The organism is Psychrobacter sp. NZS113, assembly GCF_015864825.1.
Classification (GTDB): domain Bacteria; phylum Pseudomonadota; class Gammaproteobacteria; order Pseudomonadales; family Moraxellaceae; genus Psychrobacter.
On the sequence record NZ_JADYWL010000003.1, the window covers coordinates 108991 to 133193 of the forward strand.

The following is a 24203-nucleotide window of genomic DNA, read 5'->3' on the forward strand; positions in this document are numbered from 1 at the left end:
TCCTTAATTAAATGTTAGTTGCTATTTTAAAACGGCTGCTTGTTTAAAACGGCTGCTTACAATCCTGCTTTTAAACTCGCTTCGATAAACTGATCGAGGTCACCATCTAGCACAGCACCAGTATTAAAGGTTTCAACACCGGTACGCAAGTCTTTGATACGTGAGTCATCAAGTACGTACGAGCGAATTTGACTGCCCCAGCCGACGTCAGACTTACCGTCTTCAACTGCTTGCTGTGATTCCATACGCTTCTGCATTTCCAGCTCATACAGCTTAGCACGTAGCATTTTCATCGCAGTGGCTTTGTTACCATGTTGACTACGCTCGTTCTGACAAGTGACGACCACACCGCTTGGCTCATGGGTAATACGTACCGCAGAATCTGTCGTGTTCACATGCTGACCACCCGCGCCAGAGGAGCGATAGGTATCGATACGCAAGTCCGCTGGATTGATATCAATCTCAACATTGTCATCGATTTCAGGTGAGACAAACACCGCAGCAAACGAGGTATGACGGCCATTATTGCTATCGAATGGTGATTTACGTACTAGACGGTGGACACCAATTTCGGTACGCAACCAACCAAAGGCATAATCGCCCTTAATCTCAATCGTTGCCGACTTAATACCCGCGACACTACCAGATGACACTTCAATCACATCAACCTTGAAATTATGCGCCTCTGCCCAGCGTGTATACATACGCAGCAGCATCTCAGCCCAATCTTGCGCTTCGGTACCACCACTACCTGATTGAATATCCAAGTAGCAGTTATTTGGATCCATCTCACCACTGAACATCCGGCGGAACTCTAAGTCAGCCACACGTTTTTCAGCATTATCCAGCTCGGTCTGCACATCAGCGAGCAGTGATTCATCGTCTTCTTCTACCGCCAGCTCTAGCATGGCGGATGCATCTTCTAATGTGGTTTCAAGCGACACCACTACATCGATGACACCGTCAAGATGGCTTTTTTCTTTATTAATCTTGGTCGCACGCTCTGGATCGTTCCACAGCTCGGGGTTTTCCAACTCTAAATTGACTTCTTCTAAGCGCTCTTGCTTACCATCGAAGTCAAAGATACCTCCGTAAATCCTGCCCACGCTCAGATAAATCTTTGATTTGTTCTTGATACGGATTGATTTCCATAAATGTTCCTGTTTTTTTAAATAAATATCTAACGGATATGCCGTCATTTTAAATGAGATTGATGTTAAATAGTTGGCTAATTATTACCGCCTATATATTAAATAGCGTTAAATAACCTAAATCGACCAATCCTCTACCGCCCAGCGATGTGCCAAAGCATGCGCATGCAGTGCATCATCAGGTGACACGCAAACGGCCACATCCGCCCACTCAAGCAACGGAATATCGTTTTTAGAATCTGAATATGCATACGTCTTTTCAAAGGTAACCCCAGCCAACTGCTGCTTATTCACCCATTTGTCTAGATGATATATCTTACCTTCTTTAAAATTGGGCTTGTCCGCTAACTTACCCGTATAACGCTCATCTTTTATCTCGAGCGGTGTTGATAACACGTTGGCCGCTTCTATACCGAAACGTTTGGCAATGGCAGACACCACAAAATCATTGGTGGCAGAGATAATCACCACGTCATGGCCCTTCTCAATATGTTGACACAACACTTCCATCGCTTTTGGACGAATATGCGGTTCGATTTCGCGTTTGATATAATCTTCACGCAACTCATGCAAACGCGCCAAGGGTAATGTGGTCAAAAACTGGGCGACAAATTCGTTGTACTCGGTGGCATCGAGCGTGCCTGCTATATATTGCTCATAAAATTCTTGATTGGCTGTGCGATACTGCGCTTCATCGACCAGACCATTATTAACGATATATTCACCCCATAGATAGTCACTATCGACATCGAGCAACGTATGATCTAAATCAAACAGTGCCAGTTCTTTTTGAGTATTTTGTGTGTGAGATGCTTGCATAATGCAGCCTTATTATTTTTTTAAAGTGGATGATGAATAATCTTAACTATACTGATGCGCTTTATAAACCATATTTGCTTTGAAGCCTTGAATATAGTCGGTTTTATGGATATAACGTTTGCTCGGTAAATTTGTGAGAACACTACTGTTTGCCAGACAATATTGTGCTAAATTGTTTATTCAACTCATTTTATAAGACTTTCAACGAACTTAATAAGCAACCCAGAGAACCTTATGAAAGCGTATCATAACAAAACCAGCTTACCTAATAGACCGCACCGCCCAGCTCGCTCTATTAGAGAGATTAGACAACGTCAGTTAGGGGATGCTTATCAATCACCTCTAGACCGTATGTTTTATGCGCTCTTGAATGGCTTAATGTATGGATTTGGCGGCTTACTTATCGATCTTGCCATTGTTGTTATTCGCTCAGTAGCTGGTCTTGGGAATGGTGAAATTTTTTGGCTATTCACCCCTTTCATGCTCGTACTTGGCGTAATGATAGGATTCATCGTTGGCAAAAATGCAGGCGCTGAGAGCGTCAACGCATTGAATGTCGATCAAACGACCAACCCTAATGCGTACCTCAATGACTATTCTATACGCCATGATATTTTTCGTGGACTCATTGTAGGTATTGTCATCTTTGCCGTTATTTGGCTGGCTATGATGCTCATGGCATAACCACTGGCATCATATTATAAGAATATAAAAAGGATGGAGCAATATACTACCATCCTTTTATTTTTATCCACTACTGATCGCTCGCTCCTTACTAATTAATCAGGCATTGCGATTTCTTTTAAGCCTGTTTTAAACTTCTGACAACGCTCTGCATAATGCATCGCTGACAATTTCAGCATCGAAGCTTGCTCATCTGTTAACGTTTTCACTACTTTTGCTGGTGCGCCCATCACCAATGAGTTATCCGGAATAACCTTACCTTCCGTGACCAGTGCTTTAGCACCAATGATACAGTTTTTGCCGATTTTGGCATTATTTAATACTACTGCACCAATACCAATCAAACTATTATCACCGACTTCGCAGCCATGTAGCATTGCTAAATGCCCGATGGTGACGTAATTGCCGATTTTCACCTCAATACCTGCGTCAGTGTGAATCACACTGTTTTCTTGCACGTTGCTATAGTCACCGATATGAATCAGTTCATTGTCACCGCGGAGTACCGCACCAAACCAAATATTGGCTTGATGTCCCAAATACACATCGCCGATGACTTGCGCAGAATCGGCTACCCAACCGTTAAAAGGCACAGCAAATTTAGGCACCTTATCTAAATATTGATAAATCATAACCACTCCTTGTTATTGTTTTTTATACTAACCTAATAATAGATAGCTATCTATATCAGTCAATAATGCCCTCTATTGTGGCAAAGCCTTCTATCAAAATCTAGTGCTATTCACCCCAATATGATGGTTGTACCAGTCACAGTGAGAAACACCTAAGTTTACTTAGGCTATTATCACCGTTGTAGCTATTTACTTAAAATAAGTCATCACTTAGAACAAATCATCTTTTATACCGTAAGAATAAAGAAAAACATTCATCGCAATTAGAGTGCTAATTATCATATGCTGTTTTTCATATATTCTTTTTTCAGAAATCTTTTATAAACAATTATTTAATAGATAGTATATTGTATATTTACGGTAGATGAGAAATCCGTGCCCGTTAAGTTAGGAAATCGACTGGCTATCTGCGTGTATATTGTATATAATGCGCAAAATCTGTGCCTAAGCGAGCGGACATGATGCAAGTTACCTATTCACTATCTAGTGGGTTTTGTAGTTTCCATCAATAATGTCTTCTCGCTTTTTTGTGGAAAAATTTTGGGTTTAGTTGTTTTTTATTCTTAATTAACAGTGATTATCAAGATATAAAAAGCTGCTTTAAATCCAAAATTTAATCATGAGAATTATGGCACTCACCAATAACAGCGGAGGCAAACCTTGAATTCATCGGCAGAAATACAAGCAATTTTGGCATTAGCAGACGGTACGATTTTTCGCGGTGTGAGTATCGGCAGTCTCGGTCATCGTGTCGGTGAGGTGGTGTTTAATACGGCCATGACAGGGTATCAAGAAATCCTAACTGACCCAAGCTATGCACGTCAGCTAGTGACCCTAACCTACCCACACATCGGCAATACAGGCACTAACGCTGAAGATACAGAATCTGGTAATGGTCATCAAGTCTGGGCAGACGGTCTCATCATTCGTGATGCCACCATGGTTACCTCAAACTTCCGTAACTCAGAATCACTGAGTGACTACTTACAAAACCATGATACCGTCGCAATCGCTGAGATTGACACCCGTCAATTGACTCGCCTATTACGTGATAAAGGCGCTCAAAATGGTTGTATCATGACAGCCTCTAATGGCAAGACCATTAGCAGTGATGACGAGCAACAAGCCATCAAATTGGCGCAAGAGTTCGCTGGTATTGAAGGCATGGATCTAGCAAAAGAATGCTGTACCAAAGAGACGTTCGAATGGACAGCAGGTACGTGGGATTTATCAGACACTCTACTTAACCGTGATGCCGTTGGTAGTCATGATAGCGGTACTGGCGGTTTTTTTAAGCAACTAGGTACCCACGTTGAGCACAAATTTAATGTAGTCGCCTATGACTTTGGTACCAAAACCAACATCTTGCGCATGCTCGTCGATCGCGGCTGCCATGTAACGGTCGTACCAGCACAAACGCCTATCGCTGACGTGCTAGCGATGAATCCAGACGGTATCTTCTTATCGAATGGCCCTGGTGACCCTGCCGCTTGTGGCTACGCTATTGACAGCGTGCGTCACATTATTGAGCAAACTGACGTGCCAACCTTTGGTATCTGTTTAGGCCATCAGCTAGTCGGTCTGGCCAGCGGTGCAAACACCATCAAAATGAAAACAGGCCATCATGGTGCTAACCATCCAGTACAAGATGTGGCAGCTGGCACGGTGATGATTACCAGCCAGAACCATGGTTTCGCCGTTGATGAAGACACGCTACCTGACAACGTTAAATCTACCCATCGCTCATTATTCGATGGTACCAACCAAGGGATTGAGCTGACCAACAAGCCAGTATTTAGCTTCCAAGGTCACCCAGAAGCCAGCCCTGGCCCACATGACTGCGCGCCATTGTTTGATAAGTTTGCGGAAATGATGGCAGCAGCCAAAGCTTAATGCATCAACATTGGTAATGCATAATAAATGTTAAGCTTGAATCACTGATGGTGGTTCAAGTTGTATCAACCAGAATACTGTCAGTTTTATTCAAAATATAGATTAATCAAAATATAACCCAAACGAAGGTAGCCCTAACTATGCCAAAACGTACCGACATAAAAAGCATTCTTATCATTGGCGCAGGCCCTATCGTCATCGGCCAAGCATGTGAGTTTGACTACTCAGGCGCGCAGGCGTGTAAAGCACTAAAAGAAGAAGGTTACCGCGTCATCTTGGTCAACTCAAACCCTGCGACCATCATGACCGATCCTGTCATGGCTGACGCGACCTACATCGAGCCAATTACTTGGCAGACTGTGGAGCAAATCATTGCCAAGGAACGTCCTGATGCTATCCTGCCAACGATGGGCGGACAGACAGCGCTAAACTGTGCATTAGATTTAGATAAGCATGGCATATTGACCAAGTATGATTGCGAACTGATTGGGGCGACTAAAGACTCAATCGAGATGGCAGAAGATCGCAACTTATTTGATAAAGCGATGAAGCGTATCGGCCTTGAATGCCCACGCGCCGAAACTGCCGAAACCATGGAAGAAGCCTTTGCCACCCAAGAAAAAATGGGTTATCCATGTATCATTCGTCCTTCATTCACCATGGGTGGTTCAGGCGGCGGTATCGCGTATAACCGTGATGAGTTCATTGAAATCTGTGAGCGCGGTTTTGACTTATCTCCAAACCATCAATTACTTATCGATGAATCATTAATCGGTTGGAAAGAATATGAGATGGAAGTGGTTCGTGACAAAAACGACAACTGCATCATCATTTGTGCCATCGAAAACTTTGATCCAATGGGCGTACACACGGGCGACTCTATTACGGTTGCACCTGCACAGACTTTGACGGATAAAGAATACCAAATCATGCGTAATGCGTCATTAGCAGTACTACGTGAGATTGGTGTAGAAACTGGCGGCTCAAACGTACAGTTCGGTATCAACCCTGATACAGGTCGCATGGTCGTTATCGAGATGAACCCACGCGTATCGCGTTCATCAGCATTGGCATCAAAAGCAACTGGTTTCCCGATTGCTAAAATCGCAGCAAAACTGGCGATTGGTTATACCCTAGATGAATTGCAAAACGATATCACTGGCGGCAAAACACCAGCAAGCTTTGAGCCTGCGCTTGATTATGTTGTGACCAAGATACCTCGTTTTAACTTTGAAAAATTCCCGCAAGCCGATAGTGTTTTGTCAACGCAGATGAAATCAGTCGGTGAAGTCATGGCAATTGGCCGTAACTTCCAAGAATCTATGCAAAAAGCATTACGCGGTATGGAAACGGGCAATGATGGTTTTGATGAGCAGATTGACTTTGCCGCTATCAAAGACGGCAGCCTTAGTACTGACAAAGCCCGTAGCGAGATTCATAATCGCTTAACCATTCCAACGCCTGAACGCATTTACTATATTGCAGATGCCTTCCGCATCGGTATGAGCGTCGATGAGGTCTTTAATCTTACCAAAATCGATCCATGGTTCTTGGTACAAATCGAAGATATCGTTAAGGCTGAAGCACAAGTTAAAACTTTAGGTTTTGGCGGTTTAACTGAAGACAACTTGCGTCGCTTTAAACGTAAAGGTTTATCAGATTTACGTCTTGCCAAATTACTTGGCGTCTCGCAAAAGCAACTGCGCAAAAAGCGTTGGGATTTAAACGTGTATCCAGTTTATAAGCGCGTGGATACTTGTGCGGCAGAATTCTCTACCAGTACCGCTTATATGTACTCAACGTATGACAGCGAGTGTGAAGCCAACCCAACTAATAACAAAAAAATCATGGTTATCGGTGGTGGTCCTAACCGCATCGGTCAAGGTATCGAGTTTGACTATTGCTGTGTACACGCTGCTCTTGCGATGCGTGCAGATGGCTATGAGACCATCATGGTCAACTGTAATCCAGAAACGGTTTCAACTGACTATGACACCTCAGACCGTCTCTACTTTGAGCCAATCACGTTAGAGGACGTACTAGAAATCGTCCGTATCGAAAATCCTGATGGCGTCATTGTACAGTTCGGTGGTCAAACACCATTGAAACTGGCTCGCGCCCTCGAAGCCGCTGGTGTGAAAATCATCGGTACTAGCCCTGATGCGATTGACCGCGCTGAAGACCGCGAACGCTTCCAGCATATGATTCAACAATTGAATCTTGTCCAACCAACCAATGCCTTAGCGACTAGCTTAGAAGATGGATTGGTTAAAGCAAAAGACGTTGGCTATCCATTGGTTGTACGCCCCTCTTATGTACTAGGTGGCCGCGCGATGGAAATCGTTTATAACGAAGATGAGCTAAGACATTATCTACGCACTGCGGTACAAGCATCAAACGAAGCACCAGTATTGCTAGACCGCTTCTTAGATGATGCCATCGAAGTCGATGTTGACTGTGTCTGTGATGGTACTGACGTCGTGATTGGCGGCATCATGCAGCATATCGAACAAGCGGGTGTTCACTCTGGTGACTCAGCCTGTTCGTTACCGCCTTACTCACTATCTAAAGAGTTATGCGATGTGATGCGCGCACAGACTATTGCTATGGCTAAAGAGTTGGGCGTTATCGGTCTGATGAACGTACAGTTTGCCGTAAAAGGTGAAACTATTTATATTCTTGAGGTCAATCCACGTGCTGCGCGTACCGTACCATTTGTCTCTAAATGCATTGGTACATCATTGGCACAAATCGCTGCTCGCTGTATGGCTGGCACCTCGCTTAAAGACCAAGGATTTACCAAAGAGATTGTTCCTGCATTCTATGCCGTTAAAGAAGCCGTCTTCCCATTTGCTAAGTTCCCTGGTGTCGATCCAATCTTGAGCCCTGAGATGAAATCAACAGGTGAAGTCATGGGCGTGGGTAAAACCTTTGGTGAAGCGTTCTACAAAGCTATCATCGGTAGTAATGAGCGTCTGCCAGGTCTACCGACTGAAGGCGAAACCAAGACCGTCTTTATATCAGTACGTGACAGTGATAAAGCGCAAATCGCTCCAATCGCGCGCCAGCTTGCAGACTTTGGCTTTAATATTGTATCTACCACTGGTACACAAAAAATACTGAGCGACGCTGGTATCGAATGTAAGCAAATCAACAAAGTGACCGAAGGCCGTCCACATATCGTCGATGCATTGAAAAATGGCAAAATCGACCTTATCATTAATACAACTGAGGGCAAGCAGGCACAAGAGGATTCATTCTCTATCCGCCGCAGCGCGCTGCAAGGTAAAGTATTCTATGTCACGACGTTGGGCGCTGCAGATGCTATTTGCAAATCTTATTCGATTGACTTGCCATTTGAAGTTTATAAGCTACAAGATTTACATGAACAAGCAAAGACTATTGCTTAGCTCTATTGACTTGGCTGAATAATTTCAGTAGATTAAGCATAACAGTCAGGCTTATGTAAAAGCTCATGCAAAATTGGTTTTTATATGACAGTAATGCTTTAATCAAACAATACCTTTGAAAAGACAGACCCAAAAAGCATAGTGGCTAAACTGCGACTATGCTTTTTATTACGTAAGGTTAAGTGTGCATTAGTGGAGCATAAATACGCTCATACATGACCACTCGTATGCCAGTTATGCAGCCTAAACCACTCTATTTTTATATTTTATACCCATTGTAATAATCCCAACACCATCTCATCATGAGGTGGTGTGGTGTTATTGGTTTAAGGAAAAAACATGCAACGTTATCCCATGACTCCGCAAGGACATGAGGCTTTAGAAGCCGAATTAAAACAGTTAAAAAGTATCGACCGTCCACGCATCACAGCTTCTATTGCTGAAGCTCGCGAACATGGCGATTTGAAAGAAAACGCTGAATATCATGCAGCACGTGAGCAGCAAGGTTTTTGTGAAGCACGTATCCGTGATATCGAAGCCAAGCTTGGCGGCGCGCAAGTCATCGATCCTTCGACACTACCACAAGAAGGTCGCGTGGTATTTGGTGTAAGCGTTATCATCGAAAACATGGACACCGAAGAAGAAAAACAATACCAAATCGTTGGGGATGATGAAGCGGACTTTAAAGCGGGTAAAATCTCTGTCAACTCACCAATCGCTCGTGGTCTTATCGGTAAATCAGAAGGCGATGAAGCCCGTATTGAAACGCCAAAAGGCGTGGTCGAATATGAAATCATGAAAGTCATATACAACTAGTATCGCTCCATCATTTGGCCTAACATCTTACGAAAAACAATGATGGCTAAATGATTGACCGTGGCTATTATAAATACTGATACCCTCGTTATTTGACATGCGCTATAGTGTCATTTAACGAGGTTTTTTTGTTTGCGCGTTATCTACTGCTTCACTTACTATTACTTTAAAGGAGTCTTTTATGAATATGGATTTTGCAGCATCAATGCTTATCACCAAAAAAATAGCGGTTCAAAAAATATCAATAGCCACTGCTATCTCTTCGATTGTCGCAGGCACTTTACTTGCCGCAACTTCAGCCCATGCTGCGCCTGAAATAACCATTAATCAATCAGCTAGCGGCAGCACAACTGTGGTTGAGCAGTACTCTGATGGCAATACCTCGACTATCACTGCAACACCTAATGGCATCACCATGCAGGACGGAATGCCTTACGCTGTGACTCAAGTGACAACGACCCCAAGCTATGTTGTTCGTCAGAGTGCTAACGATACTATCATTTCTCAAGCCAGCACCACCGTCACTAGTGTGCCTGTGACCAATCAGGGGACTAACGCCGTCACCAAAGTGAACGTTATCACCACACCACTTAATAACGTAAAACAAGTACTGCCTGTCGCGTCTGCTACTCAATTGCCAGTGATGAATGCATCAACTGCCATTCAAGTCATGACCAGCTCATCGATGCTTAACCAATCAGCGATTAGCCCAACCTTTACCGATCAAACAGCTAATACGGTCTCTTTAGAGACCCTACAACTGACCCCAAGCTTTAGTAAGCCTGATATCGTCAATGCACAAACTAAGGTCATGAAAATATTAAAGAATAAAGAAGGCCGTGAGATAGCCGTACCTGCCAATCATATTGCTCAAGGTGATATTATTGAGTACCACACCACTTATACCAATACCACTGCTCAACCAGTGAACGGTATCAATGCGATGGTGTCATTACCAAGTGGCATTCAATTGGTATCGCTGAACAGTCTATTGCCGACTCTTGCAACCACGGATGGCAACAGCTATCAAGTGATTCAACCAATGAGTAATACGGCCGCGACGCAAGTGAGCTACTCTGGTCTTAAATGGGACTTGGTCAATCTAGATGCCAGTGCAACCCAGACTGTAGTGATACGCGCTAAGGTGCAATAAAAACTAGGGCGTGGTTGTTTAATAAATTTTATGAGGTCTTGTGGGCTAAATCTTTAGCCGGCAAGACCTTATTTTAAATTGCCAAGTTTTCAATCATTGAGGAACATAAATAATGAGCGTGCTGTCCATCAGAATACTCTTATTCTTCATTGTTTCGGTGGGTATATTTACAGTATTCAAAGCGATAAAAATGCTGAGAAACGCATTCAATGGTGACATATTATTAGCGCTGCCCTACCATGATAGCGTTGGTAATCTCACTATCTCCAAATCCGGTATTTATGCCATTTGGCACAAAGGCCCTGTGTTTAAAAAAACGCCACTGGCTCAGTTTCAACCTCATATCTCAAGTACAACTACTGGCAAAAAGATTAAGCTTAATTCCTCAATACTATCTCCACGCTCAAATAATTTGGCCACTGGTAGAATGGAGCTATTTACCTTTCGGGCGGAAGCTGGCCATTACGAGTTGAAGCTAGTATCAGGGTCAAGCACCTCAAGACTGCAAGCAATTTTAGGAAATGCCATACCTTTGGCAGATATTGATTTAAGCCTCTATTCTATCGAGGTTAAAGAAAGCCAATCACAGATCATAACGATACTGGCTATTCCTCTTCTACTGCTTGGTATTTTGGGTATTGTAGGTAGCTTGGTGGCTGGGTTATTGGCTGAGCAATTTTTTGTATAAACCTTAACTGGCTCATATATAGTAGGTACATTGTCAAACTCTCTCAGCTTAGTACTCGCCATGCTTGCACTCACCTTTATCATTTCTTAATAACCAACCTTTTGCTATAGTGCCTTTAATTCAAAACAAATATTTGGTTATTACCAGCATGTACAACTTCACCTCTCTCTATTCATTGGCTTTCGTTATTTTCGGCTGTATTTTAAGCGCTACATCTTGGGCTAAATCCGCCGAATCAAAATTTGACGATCGCTTTTATATGTCGAAAATTTGTACTGCATATATGAGTAAAGACGGTCATGAATATTGCGATGATGGTTATATTCTTAAAAGTGAAATATTAAATAATGGCGAAGTAATAGAAACCGTGCTTATGGATGGAATAGGTCATTACGGCTGGAACCATACTTCGCTCAAAAAAATCGATAAAGATACTTATCATGTCTATATCGGCTGTGGCAACCCGTGCGGTGCTAATATGCTATTTGGTCGTGGCGGCAAGGAGCAATACTTTGGCCGTTATTTCACCTTTGACCTAAACAGTCGGTGTAGCGTTGGATATAATAATGATAAACAATTATGGACGGCTAGCCGATTTTTTTCAGATAAAGAAATCGATTTTGCTTCGACCTATGACCCTGAAGCTTTTGCAGCTTACCCCAAGTACAACGTCGAGTTTGATAAAAAAGGACATCTTATTGTCAAAGAATACTTCTCAGAAGAAGTGGTTCAAACGTTGCCTAATCCTTGTACTTCTCGTTAACCCTAAAAACACATGAGTTTGAGAATCACAGGCGACAACGGCTGTCGTTTAATTTCTTTATTTTAGCTATAATTACAACGACTTAACGCTAATTTTGGTAAAATAGTCTTTCATTAATGCATTGGTAAATACCGCTTATGGCAACCATCAATTATGAACGACTACAGGGCAAACTAAACATCTTAGCGGACGCTGCTAAGTATGATGTTTCCTGCTCTTCCTCTGCTGGTACACGCAAGAACCAAGGCGGCGGTCTCGGTGATGCCTCAGCAACGGGTATCTGTCACAGCTATACCGAAGATGGGCGCTGTGTCAGTTTACTCAAAATCCTGCTGACCAATCATTGTATTTATGATTGTGCTTACTGTACCTCACGCAAAAGCAATGACACCCCACGTGCTGCCTTTAGTGTCGAAGAAGTCGTCGATTTGACCATGCAGTTTTATCGCCGTAATTATATCGAAGGGCTGTTTCTTAGCTCTGGTATCTTCAAAAGTGGCGACTACACGATGGAGCGATTGGTCGAGGTCGCCAAACTACTGCGCACACGTGAGCGATTCAATGGGTATATTCATCTAAAGACCATCCCAGGTGCGTCAAAGGAACTACTGCTAGAAGCTGGACTATATGCTGATCGCTTGAGCGTTAATATTGAGATTCCGACCAAGTCAGGGCTGGCATTGCTTGCGCCAGAAAAGTCACATGAGCAATTAAAAGCGCCGATGGAGACGGTAAAAGAAGAGATTATCACCATCCGTGAGAGCCGTAAAACCCATAAAAAAGCGCCGAAATTCACGCCAGCCGGTCAGACCAGCCAAATGATCGTAGGCGCCAGTAATGAGACCGATTTGCAGGTTATTCAGCTATCGAGCCACTTCTATAAAACGTATGATCTTAAGCGTGTCTACTACTCTGGCTACGTACCCATGCTATCTGACAGTCGCTTGCCAGCGATTGGTACGCCTGTGCCTATGGTTCGTGAAAACCGCCTTTATCAGGCAGATTGGTTAATGCGTTTTTATGGGTTTGGTGCACATGAAATCGTTGAGCCGGACTCGCCATTTTTAGATTTGGACTGTGACCCAAAACTGGCGTGGGCGATACGCCATCGTGAGCACTTCCCTGTCAATATTCAAACTGCAACCTACGAGATGATTGTTCGTATACCTGGTATCGGTACCAAAACGGCTAAAAAGATAGTGAAAGCGCGCAAATTTAATCAGCTGACCTTATATCATCTCAAAAAGATGGGAGCAGCCGTCAATCGCGCAAAGTACTTCATCGCAACGACGGGTAAAAACGAGCACCTTGCTCATTTGACCCGCGATAACTTCCGTCAATATGTACTGGCACAGACGCAGACCAAGTTTAAAGATCAGCGTAGCGGGCAGCTGGCCTTATTTTAAGTGTAAGAATAAAGTTTATTCGTAATAATTCATTTTTAAAATAAGCCACTACACGTCAACTGTTTTCTGAGGGCAGATAATGTCAGCACTAACTCAAAACAAAACTTACTCTGTCGGTCAACTAACGCCTAGCATTGTGCTTTATGAGCCAAGTTTTGAAGGTTGGCTTAGTGCGGTCTATCACGCCTATGAGTATAAACTACAACACGATTCCGCATTACAACTCATAGCGCAAGATTGCTATGTCCCCTCATTAATTGCTCAAGCGACTAGCGTGACAACTGATGAAGACAAAGCCGAGCGTGTCCTCACAAAACTGAATAAGTTATTGGGGCGCTCAGGTATGCGCAATATGCTTTGGGGATTTTTATCAGAAAAAGACAATATCGGCACCACTCTATTTCAAGTAGTCAAATACGCTATCGATTACCCTAGCCGTTCTGTTATGCAAGATTTGGGTAATTTAGACGTCCTTGAATTGGTGCAGACGGTCAAATCTGTGGGTCGTGAAAAGCACCGCATGGAAGCGTTTGTACGTTTTGAGCATACCACTGACGATATATATTTTGCGCGGGTGGAGCCTGATTTTAATGTATTGCCATTGATTGGTGAGCACTTCCGTCAGCGCTATCAAGACCAACACTGGGCCATTTATGATATCAGTCGCGGATTTGGCATTTATTATGACAAGAGCCAAAGCACGCCATCACGCCCTGCCACACTGCAAACCATTACGGACCTTGATGATGCGGTATTGCGTAACCCTGCCAGTATTCATAGCGAGGACGAGCAGCGTTACCAGAAGTTTTGGCAAGGCTATTTTACCAATGTCAATATCAAGGAGCGTAAAAACCCACGCTTGCACAAGCAGTACTTGCCGCAGCGCTATTGGAAGTATTTGAGCGAAAAACAAGTATTGCCTAACGCTGAGCATCTACAAAAACGTCGATAAGCGTTGTCAGCGTTGTATCTATGGCAGACTTACTCCTCGCTCTAAAAAACAAACGCTTTAACTTTACCTTGATGGTTGAGTTTTTACCGCTTTTAACTGACAATAGCAACTTGATATTACTAACCTGTGATCGACGCTATTATGAAAGTTATGCGCTTACTGTCGTCTTTGAAGCATGATGAATCCGAGCGCGGTATTTTTCATCTTGGGCGTGCATTGGTCAAAAATGGACATACCTCTATCATCGTCTCAAGCGCCGATGAAGACAATGATTTGGTCAGACGCCTCAAACGCGACGGCAATAACTATCACCAGTTGCAAATGAATAAAAAGTCTTGGCTATCATTACTCCAAGTTGCGCCATTGCGCCATTTGATTGAAAAGTACGAACCTGATGTGATTCATGCGCACTCGCGTACCCCCGCATGGATCGTCCATTTAGCCTTACGCCGTGCACGTGTCAAACGCATGCCTAAACTGGTCTCGACCATGTATGGCTTTTACCCTATTAATAGATATTCACAAGCGCTACTCAATGTTGACACGCTTATTACCGTCTCTGACAGTGTCACAAACTATCTAAAACACCGACTACGCCGTGAGGATACCGCACCAAAAATCATTAAGCGTATCTATCGCGGCATCGATACTCGCCGCTACCCCTATCGGCACAATCCCTCAGTCTATTGGCTACGCCACACCTTTGCAGAATATCCAGAGCTTGAACATAAAAAGTGGCTGATATTTCCAACTATTATTGGCAATGAATATGGTCAAGAATGGTTGATCGATATTTTGGGGAATCTACAAGAGCAGTTCCCCAATATCCACGTCATCATTATGGATGATGACTATAAAGATGGTGACGTGGCTCATGAAGACTTTCGCCAACGTACCAATACCTTAGGTCTGGCGGAGCGCATCACTTATGTGGGTAGCAAACGCAATGACATGCGTGAATGGTTGTCAGCAGCAAATATCGTTATGGCACTGGCCAATGAGCCTGAGTCTATCGGTATCAATGCGCTGCAAGCGATTCACTTAGGCACTCCTGTTATTGGCTGGGATCAAGCGGCTTTCAGCGAAATTCTACAACCGCTCTATCCGCAAGGTCTGGTCAAAAAATACAATGCGACGTCTCTCTGTAAAGCGGTTAGAAACCAGTTAGAAAGCGTGACTCGTCCGGAGATGACGAACAAGTTCACGATGCGTGAGATGATTGAGGAAACCCTCAATGTTTATCAAAATCTAAGTGATATGGCGCTGGCAGAAGAGCAAGCTGAAGCCGATGCAGCAGCGGTAAGAAGAATTAAGAAGTATTTGAAACCTATTCCCAATAATACAAATAATAAAGCCAAGATTTATGATGCTAGAGCAAAGCAGAACGATTCGCTTGCCAATACAGAACCTAATAAAAAAAGGCTTTCTGAAGCACCCAACCTCTCAAAAGAGACCGATACCTAAGAAAGCCTATTATAAATGCTCAGCTATCTACTGACTGTGCGCTTGTAGATAGTTCCATGCCCGTTCGTACCAGCCCCCACCCTTTCAATTAATACGTCGCTGGGGTATGCGCGCTGACAATGCGCGTGATAGCATTGCTTGGATTGATAAAAGTATGTGGATGGCAGGTTTTAATCACGTAGCTATCGCCTTCATTTAACAAGTAGGTTGTGTCATCGATACGAATGATAATCTTGCCTTCGATAACTGTACCAATCTCCTCACCTTCATGAGAAATCCTATCTTCAGTCGAACTGTTCGGCTGATACACCTCAATCAAAAACCCTAGATTCTTTATCGGACTGCCATTGAATACTTGTTTGATGGAGACCCGACTGTTTGGCTCACTGATCTCTATAAGGTCTTTTGGTGTAACGACGACTCTGTCCTTACGCTCCTTCCACTCGTCACTAAAAAAGGTATTGAGGTCAGAGTCTAGCACCTGCAGGATCGCTTTTAGCGTGTTGACAGCAGGGCTAACCTTATTACGCTCGATAGCACTGATTGAGGTATTGGTCAGTCCTGCCAGTCTCGCCAGTTTACGCTGTGAGAACCCTTTGGTAAGGCGCAGTTGATTGATTTTTTTACCGATATTCTCTTCTGGCTTTTCAACCGATTCAGACACCTCCTGCTCTTCAACAGAGGTTACCTCATCATTGTCTGGGATATCGTTATCAGGATTTTTTTTGACTGGCATAGTGAATAAATTCCGTAAATAAAAATTTGGAAAAACCATCTTGTGCATAATTCAGCTCAGGATGCCATTGTACACCAATCATAAACGGATGTTCTATTAAGCTAATCGCCTCTACCAATCCATCACGTGCTAGCGCTTCTACGAACAAACCCTCACCCACTTTATTGATGGCTTGCTTGTGTAATGAGTTGACGTGCCACTCGTCACCAAATGCTGCAAGCTTCCCCTTAAGCTGGATAATGACATCATGTACTGGCTGATATTGCACTTCCAGCGGTTGGGTATTGTCTTCTAAATGCTGCTCATAGAACCCTTCTACTTCACGCCAATCTGGGTGTAGCGTCCCATTGAAATGCACATTCATCTCTTGCAAACCTCGACATACTGCTAGTAAAGGTGTGCCAGATTCGGCTGAATAAGCCAGTAGTTTAAAGCTCAGCTCGTCACGATTTAAATCCTGCTTTTCTTCTACATGAGATGCGCCATAACGTATCGGCGCGACATTACTATAACTCCCTGTCAATACAATACCATCTGCCAGCGCGACCAATGCATCAAAGTTCTCGCTGTCAGCAGCCGTATAGGGAAGCAGTATCGGATTGCCACCATAATGCTGGATAGCATCGATGTATTTTTGATATACCGCTTGGGCTGGCTGGCCGTCCACCATTTTGTGACACGAGACGATAGCGATGATAGGTCTAGAGGTAGGCATGTGATTTTCCCTAAATGTGATATCTGTACCTAGATGTCCAGATACTGCGGTATTTAACTTGACTAAAATTTATCATAACTGCCTAGTAAATGTAAACTATAAACTTCATTGTCGATTAAATTGGTTTATATGGGTTATATAAATTACTTTTTAATAATTATAAATAAATATTGACAACTATAAACTTCATCCATATATTAAAAGGCATCTTCATGACAGAAAACAAATTTTATACATTGAGCAAGTTCATAGACAGCATTCTAAAATTCGTCAAGTACTTAATGCTAAGTATCTAATATTGTTAGTTAAAGTTTAAAAACCAACCAAATCGTTTAAAGACTGACAGGGATAGAAGAGATGACAACGAATAGTGACACTATAAGCGCGGCCACAAATAGTACCGAGTATGTCTATGTTGCAGCAGGTGATATAAACGGCTTGCTTCGCGGTAAACGTATCCCATTTAACCAAATGGAAAAAGCACAAGCTGGTGGCATCCGACTACCTTTATCTATTTTAGGTGTCGATATTTGGGGGGCTGATGTCATCGAATCCTCTCAGTGTAATGGTGATATCGATGCCATTGCTCGCCCTACCGGTCGTGCCGCTTACCCTCTTCTGAACACCAGCGCACCTTCCTCACTCCTACCTATCTGGCTCTATACCGAAGACAATGAGCCCTATTACGGTGACGCCAGACACGTTTTAGACTTTATCAGCAAAAAATTCAAAGCGCTTGGCTTGACGCCAGTAATGGCCACGGAACTTGAGTTTTATTTGGTTGACTACACAGAAGGTGAAACGCCAAAACCGCCTATTCGTCCAAAAAATGGTTTGAGATTAAATAAAACCTCTATTCTAAGCATCAATGATTTATTACAGTTTGATGAGTTTTTAGACGAAGTATATGAACAGTGTGAGAAACTCGATATTCCTGTTGATGCTGCATTGGCAGAGAATGGCTGTGGTCAGTTTGAGATTAACCTACTACATGTCGATGATCCGTTAAAAGCCGCTGATGATGCAATACTATTTAAACAAGTTGTCAAAGCGGTCGCTGCTCGTCGCAAGCTCACGGCTACCTTTATGGCAAAACCATTTGGTCTACAGTCAGGTAATGGCTTTCATGTACATTGCAGCTTATTGGATAAAGATGGCAATAATGTCTTTGACGATGGCTCAGATGAAGGCTCAGATATGCTACGTCATGCCGTCGCTGGCCTATTGAAAACAATGTCAGATTGCACCCTATTATTTGCACCACATGTCAACTCTTATCGCCGCTTTGCACCAGGCACCTTGGCACCAAACAATGTGTCATGGGGTTATGAAAACCGTACAGCAGCGGTACGTATTCCAGGTGGCGATCCAAAAGCACGCCGTATTGAGCATCGCGTCTCTGGCGCTGATGCCAACCCTTATCTCGTCTGCAGTGCGGTACTGGCAGGTATGTTATATGGCATCGAAAACAAACTAGAAGCGCCAGATCCAATCAATAGCATTACTTATAATGAAGAAGAGCTGAAAACTTTACCGTTAGATTGGCTCTCAGCCATCCGGAAGTTTGAAAGCAGTGATGTCATCGATGCATTATTCCCAAGCGAGATGATTGAACTTCTGATTGCCGTCAAAAAGCAAGAAGCCAAGCGCTTTGCTCAGCAAGTCACCAATCTTGAATACCTTACTTATTTACAGGACGTTTAATATGTCAAATAGCAAACCGTCTAATAACATGCGCAATATCCCGCACTACTCAGATAAAGGACAGTATCCTGATAGCTACTATGCTGCTAGTCGTAACCCCAAACCTGATAGACCAAAATTAGAAAATGACATTCAGGTTGAGATTTGCGTGGTCGGTGGTGGCTATAGCGGTCTATCTACGGCGCTGCATCTCATGGAGACAGATCATGAAGTGGTGGTACTTGAAGGCGCACAGATTGGCTGGGGTGCTTCAGGTCGCAATGGTGGTCAGATTGTCAACGGTCTAAATGCCAGCTTAGAAAAAATCAAAAGCTCTTATGGTCAACAAAATGCTGATTTTGTCGGTCAGCTAGTAACACGCGGTGGCAAAATTATTCGTCGATTAATCCAAGACTATGACATCAGCTGCGACCTCAAAGAAAAAAATATCTTTGCTGCCTTAAATAATGGGCAGTTAAGAGATCTACAAAAAACGCATGCGCTGTGGGAAAGACACGGCATGCACGATCGCGAAATGCTAGACAAATATGGCATGCAAGAGCATATCAAGTCAGAGGCATATGTAGGCGGGGTTATCGATCACTCAGGTGGACATTTTCATCCACTAAATCTTGCGCTTGGTGAAGCCGCTGCCATTGAATCACGTGGTGGTACTATTTATGAAAACACCTTAGTCGTTGATGTTGAATATGCTGACGACCATATCAAGGTCATCACTGAGTTCGGTACAGTCACTTGTAAACAAGCCGTTATGTGCGGTAATGCGTACCTAAATAAAGTCATTCCAAAATTGACCGACCGTGTCATGCCAGTATCGACACAAATTATCGCTACCGAACCATTAGGTGACTTAGCAGATAAGCTGCTCCCAACTGACGTCTGTGTAGAAGATGTCCGCTATATCCTTGATTACTACCGCCTGTCAGCAGATAAGCGCATGTTGTTCGGTGGTGGTACGGTCTATGGTGGTCAAGACCCCTCTGATATCACTGCCAAAATCAGACCCAACATGAATAAGATTTTTCCAGAACTGCGTGATGTAAAAATCGACTATGCATGGAGTGGCAACTTTGCCTTGTCTTTTTCACGCGTACCGCAGATGGGTAAGCTACATGATCGAGTGTATTTCGCCCATGGTTATAGTGGTCATGGTGTGACAGGCTCGCATCTGTTTGGACAGATATTGGCCGATGCCATCAACGGCAACACCAAAGAGTTTGACACGTTTGCGAAAATCCCATGGATTCCTTTCCCTGGTGGTCGCGCACTACGAGTGCCCTACTCTATGATGGGATCATGGTGGTACGCGCTAAAAGACACGACTGGCTTATAAGTACTAATAATGGCTTCGACGCACTGCAGGATTATGCAGTACAACGAAGCCATTAATGTATTGGATTGTTATTACTATCTCGATAGGAAGTCCACTCGCATTTCCTATCGATCATTACCCTAAAAACAGGATCTTTTCTATATAAGCCATAATGTCACATTAGGAGTGTAACCATGAACATGAAACTCAATGATGCCGTTGAAGGACAGTATCATAACAAGCGAGTTTTTCTCACTGTCGTAGTGGGAATAGCCATATATCTTGCCTTTGTCTGGTTATCATCCAGCCGCGATGCCTCAGAGTCTTGGGGCATACTATCCCTACTACCCACCATGCTAGTACTCATCATTGCTATTATTTCTAGACGCCCCTTTGAGTCAATGATGGCAGGCTGTGTTGCTGGCCTCGTGATGCTCAATCCATTCGATTTAGTCTCTCCATTTGCAGACAATATCTCAGCCGTACTCGGTAACGAAACCATTATTTGGATTGTTCTGGTTTGTGGCCTCATGGGTGGTCTTATCCAATTGCTTGAAGTTAGTGGTTGTTTAGATGGCTTTAGTGAATGGCTCAAAAGAATCATTAAATCACGCCGACAATCATTACTCGCGACCTTTGCGTTGGGTGTTGTGGTATTCATTGATGATTACCTAAACTGTTTGGCGGTTTCTACTTCAGTCAAAAAACTCACAGATACTTATGGTGTATCGCGTGAAAAGCTTGCCTATATCGTCGATTCTACCGCTGCACCAATGTGTGTGATCGTTCCTATCTCTACATGGGCGGTCTACTTTTCAGGCCTGTTAGAAGAAAACGGCGTGGCAGCAGACGGCGCTGGCATGTCACTCTACATCAGCTCTATTCCATTCATGGCTTACGCTTGGTTTGCGCTGCTTATTGTGTTCTTGGTGGCCTACGGTATCATAGGCGATTGGGGCCCAATGAAACGTGCAGAGAAACGTGCGAAAGAAGGCAGCCCTGTTCCAGAAGACTTTATCGATGAGCAGTTGGTTTCAAATGTGAAAGCCAAACGTACGTTATCATTCAAAGCCAATATTTTTAACTTTGCATTCCCAATGATATTGCTGATCGTCTCGACTATTTACTTTGAAGTGGATTTATTAAGAGGCGCATTGCTCACCTGTTTTGTGACCGTGATGGTCTATTGGGCACAAGGTCTTTTAAGTTTTGAGACGCAAGTAGAATCGATTTTTACAGGCTTTAAAGTCATGTTATATCCATTATCGACCGTTATTGGTGGTTTCTTTTTGAAAGCCATTAACGACGAGCTTGGTATGACCATGTATGTGATTGACGCTATCTCACCGCACATGACGATTATTATCTTCCCTGCTGTTATTTTCGCTGTTATGGCTTTCTTAACCTTTGCGACCTCATCAAGCTGGGGTCTATATGTCCTTGCCATGCCGATTGTATTTCCAGTAGCAGCAGCGCTAGGTGTTAGCACGCCATTGGTCATCGGTGCTTTGTTATCAGCGTCATCATTTGGTAGCCATGCTTGCTTCTTTAGTGATTCATCATTACTAGCTGCACAAGGTGCTGGTTGCTCACCCATGCAGCATGCGTTCACACAGTTCCCTTACGCGATGCTTGGTGCTGTGCTGTCGGTTGCTACCTTCTTAGGATTAGGTTTTATGATGGCTTAACACTAGATAGTGAGTAAAGAAACTGCTACTGCTACTCTCACTGCTAAATAACTTCTTAACCACAATACGGTTTAAATACATCACTATTTAAACCGTTAGTATGACAAGAAACTACTTTTATCAATTTTATTACCTGAAAATCTAATGTTACTCAAAGGAGCTACATCATGCGATCCGTTACTGTCGCCAGCACTCAAATCGCTTGCACTTGGGACAAACAAGACAACATCGATAAAGCAACCGCATTGGTTACTGAAGCTGCGAAAGCTGGTGCCAATATCATCTTGCTACAAGAGTTATTTGAGACCCCTTATTTTTGCCAAGTGCATGATTTTGAATATTTCAACTTGGCTACCGAAGTCGAGCACAATACAGCCATTAATCATTTCAAAGAACTGGCCAAGTCGCTTGAAGTGGTACTGCCTATTAGCTTTTATGAAAAGTCAGGCAATTCAATGTTTAATAGCGTGACCATTATTGATGCCGATGGCGAGATACTAGGTACCTACCGTAAGACGCACATTCCAGATGGTATCCCTTACGCCGAAAAATTCTACTTCACGCCTAGTGATACTGGGTTTAAAGTTTGGAACACTGAGTACGGCAAAATCGGCGTTGGTATTTGCTGGGATCAATGGTTCCCAGAATGCGCGCGCAGCATGGCATTGATGGGTGCAGAGATACTGCTATATCCAACCGCCATTGGTGATGAGCCAACCCTAAATATCAACTCAACTGGCCACTGGCAGCGCTGTATGCAAGGACACTCTGCGGCTAACCTCATGCCAGTTATTGCCTCCAACCGTATTGGTGAAGAAACCATCAGCCAAAATGGTACTGACAGCACGATGCAGTTTTATGGCAGCTCGTTTATCACTGATGGACGCGGCGAGATTATACAAGAAGCCTCAACCGATAAAAGCGAATTTATCATGGCCACCTTTGATCTGGATGCACTGGCAGAACAGCGTCGTCAATGGGGCGTGTTCCGTGACCGTCGCCCATCAATGTATGGCACATTGCTCACGCACGGCTAACCCACTTCCTATACTTTTATAACCACTTGAGTGCGATAAGGTGACTTTATGTCCACATTACTGACAGGTTCGACCCCCAAACAAGACGGCTTTTATATGCCTGCAGAATTTGCACCGATGCAAAAAGTCTGGATGGTATGGCCGTATCGAGAAGATAATTGGCGACAGAAAGCCGTCCCTGCACAAGCAGCATATGCAGATGTTGCTACTGCCATCAGACAGTTCAGTGAGGTTGGCGTTTTGGTCAATGCTAATGACTTTGATGCTTGTCGTACGCAACTGCCTGATAATATCGATGTGATAGCCATGCCAAGCAATGATGCGTGGGCGCGTGATACCGTTCCGACATTCTTAATCGATGATGCTGGCAATATGCGTGCGTGCGATTGGACATTTAATGCATGGGGCGGCGATTATGATGGTTTATATACGCCTTGGGATGATGATGACAAGCTCGCCGAGAGACTTTGCGAGCACTTAGATATTGAGCGCTATCGTACAGACGGTTTCGTACTAGAAGGCGGTGCCTTTCATGTCGATGGCGAAGGTACGGTACTGACCACACGCATGTGCTTGCTTAGCCCTGGGCGCAACCCTCACTTAAATGAAGCGCAAATCGAAGACATGCTAAAGTCGCACCTCAATGTCGAAAAAGTGCTGTGGGTTGATGATGGTATCGATCCCGATGAAACTACTGGGCACATTGATGATATTGCTTGCTTTGCGCGACCTGGCGAAGTGGTATGCTTATTTACTGATGATACTGAGCATCCATTTTATAAAGCCACTCAAAAGGCGTATCAGCAGCTTTCAGAGATGACTGATGCCAAAGGCCGGCAGTTAAAAGTGCATAAACTGTGCTGTACCAAGCATTCTGTCACCCTGCCTGACAATGCTGATATTACTCAGTCTGAAGATGCTAAGTCTCGTAATACAGATGATATTTGTATCGCCTCTTATGCTAACTTTCTTATTTGTAACGGCGGTGTCATTGTGCCGCAGTATGATGATATTAATGACAGTTTAGCGATTGAGCAGCTTGAAAAAATCTTCCCTCAGCATCAGGTAGTTGGAGTACGGACGAAAGAGATTGTGTTTGGCGGCGGCAATATCCACTGTATTACTCAGCAGCAGCCAATCGCCAACGCGCAATAACGAGATTTATATATTTTATACGTAG

General features: G+C 43.6%; 20 protein-coding genes. 15 read left to right on the forward strand and 5 right to left on the reverse strand.

The features are described 5' to 3' along the window. Nucleotides 1–56: 56 nt before the first annotated feature. Nucleotides 57–1152, reverse strand: a protein-coding gene (prfB, locus tag I6E61_RS05460) for a peptide chain release factor 2 (protein WP_110922751.1) whose coding sequence is annotated in 2 segments (ribosomal slippage) — nucleotides 57–1079 and nucleotides 1081–1152 — 1095 coding nt in all. Because the reading frame shifts where the segments join, the coding sequence is not laid out codon by codon here. 116 nt (nucleotides 1153–1268) lie between these two features. After that, nucleotides 1269–1970 carry an HAD family phosphatase gene (locus tag I6E61_RS05465; RefSeq protein WP_197131093.1) on the reverse strand — a complete coding sequence of 234 codons (702 nt, stop codon included), beginning with the start codon at nucleotides 1968–1970 and terminating at the stop codon, nucleotides 1269–1271. 234 nt (nucleotides 1971–2204) lie between these two features. On the opposite strand from I6E61_RS05465, the gene I6E61_RS05470 reads away from it, so the two are divergent. Then, the gene (locus I6E61_RS05470) at nucleotides 2205–2654 is read left to right on the forward strand and encodes a hypothetical protein (protein WP_197131095.1); all 450 of its coding nucleotides are present in this window, start codon (nucleotides 2205–2207) and stop codon (nucleotides 2652–2654) included. Nucleotides 2655–2749: 95 nt separating this feature from the next. Here I6E61_RS05470 and I6E61_RS05475 read toward each other — a convergent pair whose 3' ends face one another. Beyond that, nucleotides 2750–3286 carry a gamma carbonic anhydrase family protein gene (locus tag I6E61_RS05475; protein WP_110922748.1) on the reverse strand — a complete coding sequence of 179 codons (537 nt, stop codon included), beginning with the start codon at nucleotides 3284–3286 and terminating at the stop codon, nucleotides 2750–2752. Nucleotides 3287–3946: 660 nt separating this feature from the next. Here I6E61_RS05475 and carA point away from each other — a divergent pair. From carA to I6E61_RS05520, 9 genes are all read left to right on the forward strand, one after another. After that, nucleotides 3947–5179: a glutamine-hydrolyzing carbamoyl-phosphate synthase small subunit gene (gene carA / locus I6E61_RS05480; protein ID WP_197131108.1), complete on the forward strand. Its 1233-nt coding sequence runs from the start codon at nucleotides 3947–3949 to the stop codon at nucleotides 5177–5179. Between the two features lie 140 nt (nucleotides 5180–5319). After that, a complete protein-coding gene (carB, locus tag I6E61_RS05485) occupies nucleotides 5320–8589 on the forward strand; it encodes a carbamoyl-phosphate synthase large subunit (RefSeq protein WP_197131125.1) in 3270 nt (1089 codons plus the stop codon). A 339-nt stretch (nucleotides 8590–8928) separates the two neighbouring features. Further along, nucleotides 8929–9405, forward strand: a complete 477-nt coding sequence (gene greA / locus I6E61_RS05490; RefSeq protein WP_110922744.1) for a transcription elongation factor GreA — start codon at nucleotides 8929–8931, stop codon at nucleotides 9403–9405. A gap of 181 nt (nucleotides 9406–9586) precedes the next feature. After that, entirely contained in the window at nucleotides 9587–10558 is a 972-nt protein-coding gene (locus I6E61_RS05495) for a hypothetical protein (protein WP_227685696.1), read from the forward strand. A gap of 190 nt (nucleotides 10559–10748) precedes the next feature. Further along, nucleotides 10749–11246, forward strand: coding sequence for a hypothetical protein (locus I6E61_RS05500; protein WP_197131128.1), 498 nt, complete (start codon nucleotides 10749–10751; stop codon nucleotides 11244–11246). Between the two features lie 148 nt (nucleotides 11247–11394). Then, a complete protein-coding gene (locus I6E61_RS05505; protein WP_197131131.1) occupies nucleotides 11395–12009 on the forward strand; it encodes a hypothetical protein in 615 nt (204 codons plus the stop codon). 137 nt (nucleotides 12010–12146) lie between these two features. Further along, nucleotides 12147–13415, forward strand: coding sequence for a putative DNA modification/repair radical SAM protein (locus tag I6E61_RS05510; RefSeq protein ID WP_197131134.1), 1269 nt, complete (start codon nucleotides 12147–12149; stop codon nucleotides 13413–13415). 79 nt (nucleotides 13416–13494) lie between these two features. Further along, on the forward strand, nucleotides 13495–14367 hold the full coding sequence (locus I6E61_RS05515; RefSeq protein WP_197131137.1) for a TIGR03915 family putative DNA repair protein: 873 nt from the start codon (nucleotides 13495–13497) through the stop codon (nucleotides 14365–14367). Nucleotides 14368–14508: 141 nt separating this feature from the next. Then, nucleotides 14509–15831 (forward strand): glycosyltransferase, encoded by a 1323-nt coding sequence (locus tag I6E61_RS05520; protein ID WP_227685697.1) that lies wholly within the window; start codon nucleotides 14509–14511, stop codon nucleotides 15829–15831. Between the two features lie 88 nt (nucleotides 15832–15919). Here the strand turns inward: I6E61_RS05520 and I6E61_RS05525 are convergent, their stop codons facing one another. Together I6E61_RS05525 and I6E61_RS05530 are read right to left on the reverse strand one after the other, a co-directional pair. Beyond that, complete coding sequence (locus tag I6E61_RS05525) at nucleotides 15920–16567, reverse strand: cupin domain-containing protein (RefSeq protein ID WP_227685698.1); 648 nt, start codon at nucleotides 16565–16567, stop codon at nucleotides 15920–15922. Then, the gene (locus tag I6E61_RS05530) at nucleotides 16545–17282 is read right to left on the reverse strand and encodes a gamma-glutamyl-gamma-aminobutyrate hydrolase family protein (RefSeq protein ID WP_197131143.1); all 738 of its coding nucleotides are present in this window, start codon (nucleotides 17280–17282) and stop codon (nucleotides 16545–16547) included. The genes I6E61_RS05525 and I6E61_RS05530 overlap by 23 nt, the downstream gene beginning before the upstream one ends. A 357-nt stretch (nucleotides 17283–17639) precedes the next feature. On the opposite strand from I6E61_RS05530, the gene I6E61_RS05535 reads away from it, so the two are divergent. From I6E61_RS05535 to aguA, 5 genes are all read left to right on the forward strand, one after another. Continuing rightward, nucleotides 17640–18986 (forward strand): glutamine synthetase family protein, encoded by a 1347-nt coding sequence (locus tag I6E61_RS05535; RefSeq protein ID WP_197131146.1) that lies wholly within the window; start codon nucleotides 17640–17642, stop codon nucleotides 18984–18986. Between the two features lies 1 nt (nucleotide 18987). Then, nucleotides 18988–20319 (forward strand): FAD-binding oxidoreductase, encoded by a 1332-nt coding sequence (locus I6E61_RS05540; protein ID WP_227685699.1) that lies wholly within the window; start codon nucleotides 18988–18990, stop codon nucleotides 20317–20319. Between the two features lie 173 nt (nucleotides 20320–20492). Further along, nucleotides 20493–21986: a Na+/H+ antiporter NhaC family protein gene (locus I6E61_RS05545; RefSeq protein ID WP_197131149.1), complete on the forward strand. Its 1494-nt coding sequence runs from the start codon at nucleotides 20493–20495 to the stop codon at nucleotides 21984–21986. Between the two features lie 164 nt (nucleotides 21987–22150). Next, nucleotides 22151–23023, forward strand: a complete 873-nt coding sequence (aguB, locus tag I6E61_RS05550; protein WP_197132015.1) for an N-carbamoylputrescine amidase — start codon at nucleotides 22151–22153, stop codon at nucleotides 23021–23023. Between the two features lie 48 nt (nucleotides 23024–23071). Next, nucleotides 23072–24178, forward strand: a complete 1107-nt coding sequence (gene aguA, locus I6E61_RS05555) for an agmatine deiminase (protein ID WP_197131153.1) — start codon at nucleotides 23072–23074, stop codon at nucleotides 24176–24178. Nucleotides 24179–24203: the final 25 nt, after the last annotated feature.

What these genes read in the sequence shown, in the direction of transcription:
- I6E61_RS05465 (WP_197131093.1), bottom strand. Translation starts at nt 1,970, where the DNA reads ATGCAAGCATCTCACACACAAAATACTCAAAAAGAACTGGCACTGTTT.
- I6E61_RS05470 (WP_197131095.1), top strand. Translation starts at nt 2,205, where the DNA reads ATGAAAGCGTATCATAACAAAACCAGCTTACCTAATAGACCGCACCGC.
- I6E61_RS05475 (WP_110922748.1), bottom strand. Translation starts at nt 3,286, where the DNA reads ATGATTTATCAATATTTAGATAAGGTGCCTAAATTTGCTGTGCCTTTT.
- carB (WP_197131125.1), top strand. Translation starts at nt 5,320, where the DNA reads ATGCCAAAACGTACCGACATAAAAAGCATTCTTATCATTGGCGCAGGC.
- greA (WP_110922744.1), top strand. Translation starts at nt 8,929, where the DNA reads ATGCAACGTTATCCCATGACTCCGCAAGGACATGAGGCTTTAGAAGCC.
- I6E61_RS05495 (WP_227685696.1), top strand. Translation starts at nt 9,587, where the DNA reads ATGAATATGGATTTTGCAGCATCAATGCTTATCACCAAAAAAATAGCG.
- I6E61_RS05500 (WP_197131128.1), top strand. Translation starts at nt 10,749, where the DNA reads ATGCTGAGAAACGCATTCAATGGTGACATATTATTAGCGCTGCCCTAC.
- I6E61_RS05505 (WP_197131131.1), top strand. Translation starts at nt 11,395, where the DNA reads ATGTACAACTTCACCTCTCTCTATTCATTGGCTTTCGTTATTTTCGGC.
- I6E61_RS05510 (WP_197131134.1), top strand. Translation starts at nt 12,147, where the DNA reads ATGGCAACCATCAATTATGAACGACTACAGGGCAAACTAAACATCTTA.
- I6E61_RS05515 (WP_197131137.1), top strand. Translation starts at nt 13,495, where the DNA reads ATGTCAGCACTAACTCAAAACAAAACTTACTCTGTCGGTCAACTAACG.
- I6E61_RS05520 (WP_227685697.1), top strand. Translation starts at nt 14,509, where the DNA reads ATGAAAGTTATGCGCTTACTGTCGTCTTTGAAGCATGATGAATCCGAG.
- I6E61_RS05525 (WP_227685698.1), bottom strand. Translation starts at nt 16,567, where the DNA reads ATGCCAGTCAAAAAAAATCCTGATAACGATATCCCAGACAATGATGAG.
- I6E61_RS05530 (WP_197131143.1), bottom strand. Translation starts at nt 17,282, where the DNA reads ATGCCTACCTCTAGACCTATCATCGCTATCGTCTCGTGTCACAAAATG.
- I6E61_RS05535 (WP_197131146.1), top strand. Translation starts at nt 17,640, where the DNA reads ATGACAACGAATAGTGACACTATAAGCGCGGCCACAAATAGTACCGAG.
- I6E61_RS05540 (WP_227685699.1), top strand. Translation starts at nt 18,988, where the DNA reads ATGTCAAATAGCAAACCGTCTAATAACATGCGCAATATCCCGCACTAC.
- I6E61_RS05545 (WP_197131149.1), top strand. Translation starts at nt 20,493, where the DNA reads ATGAACATGAAACTCAATGATGCCGTTGAAGGACAGTATCATAACAAG.
- aguA (WP_197131153.1), top strand. Translation starts at nt 23,072, where the DNA reads ATGTCCACATTACTGACAGGTTCGACCCCCAAACAAGACGGCTTTTAT.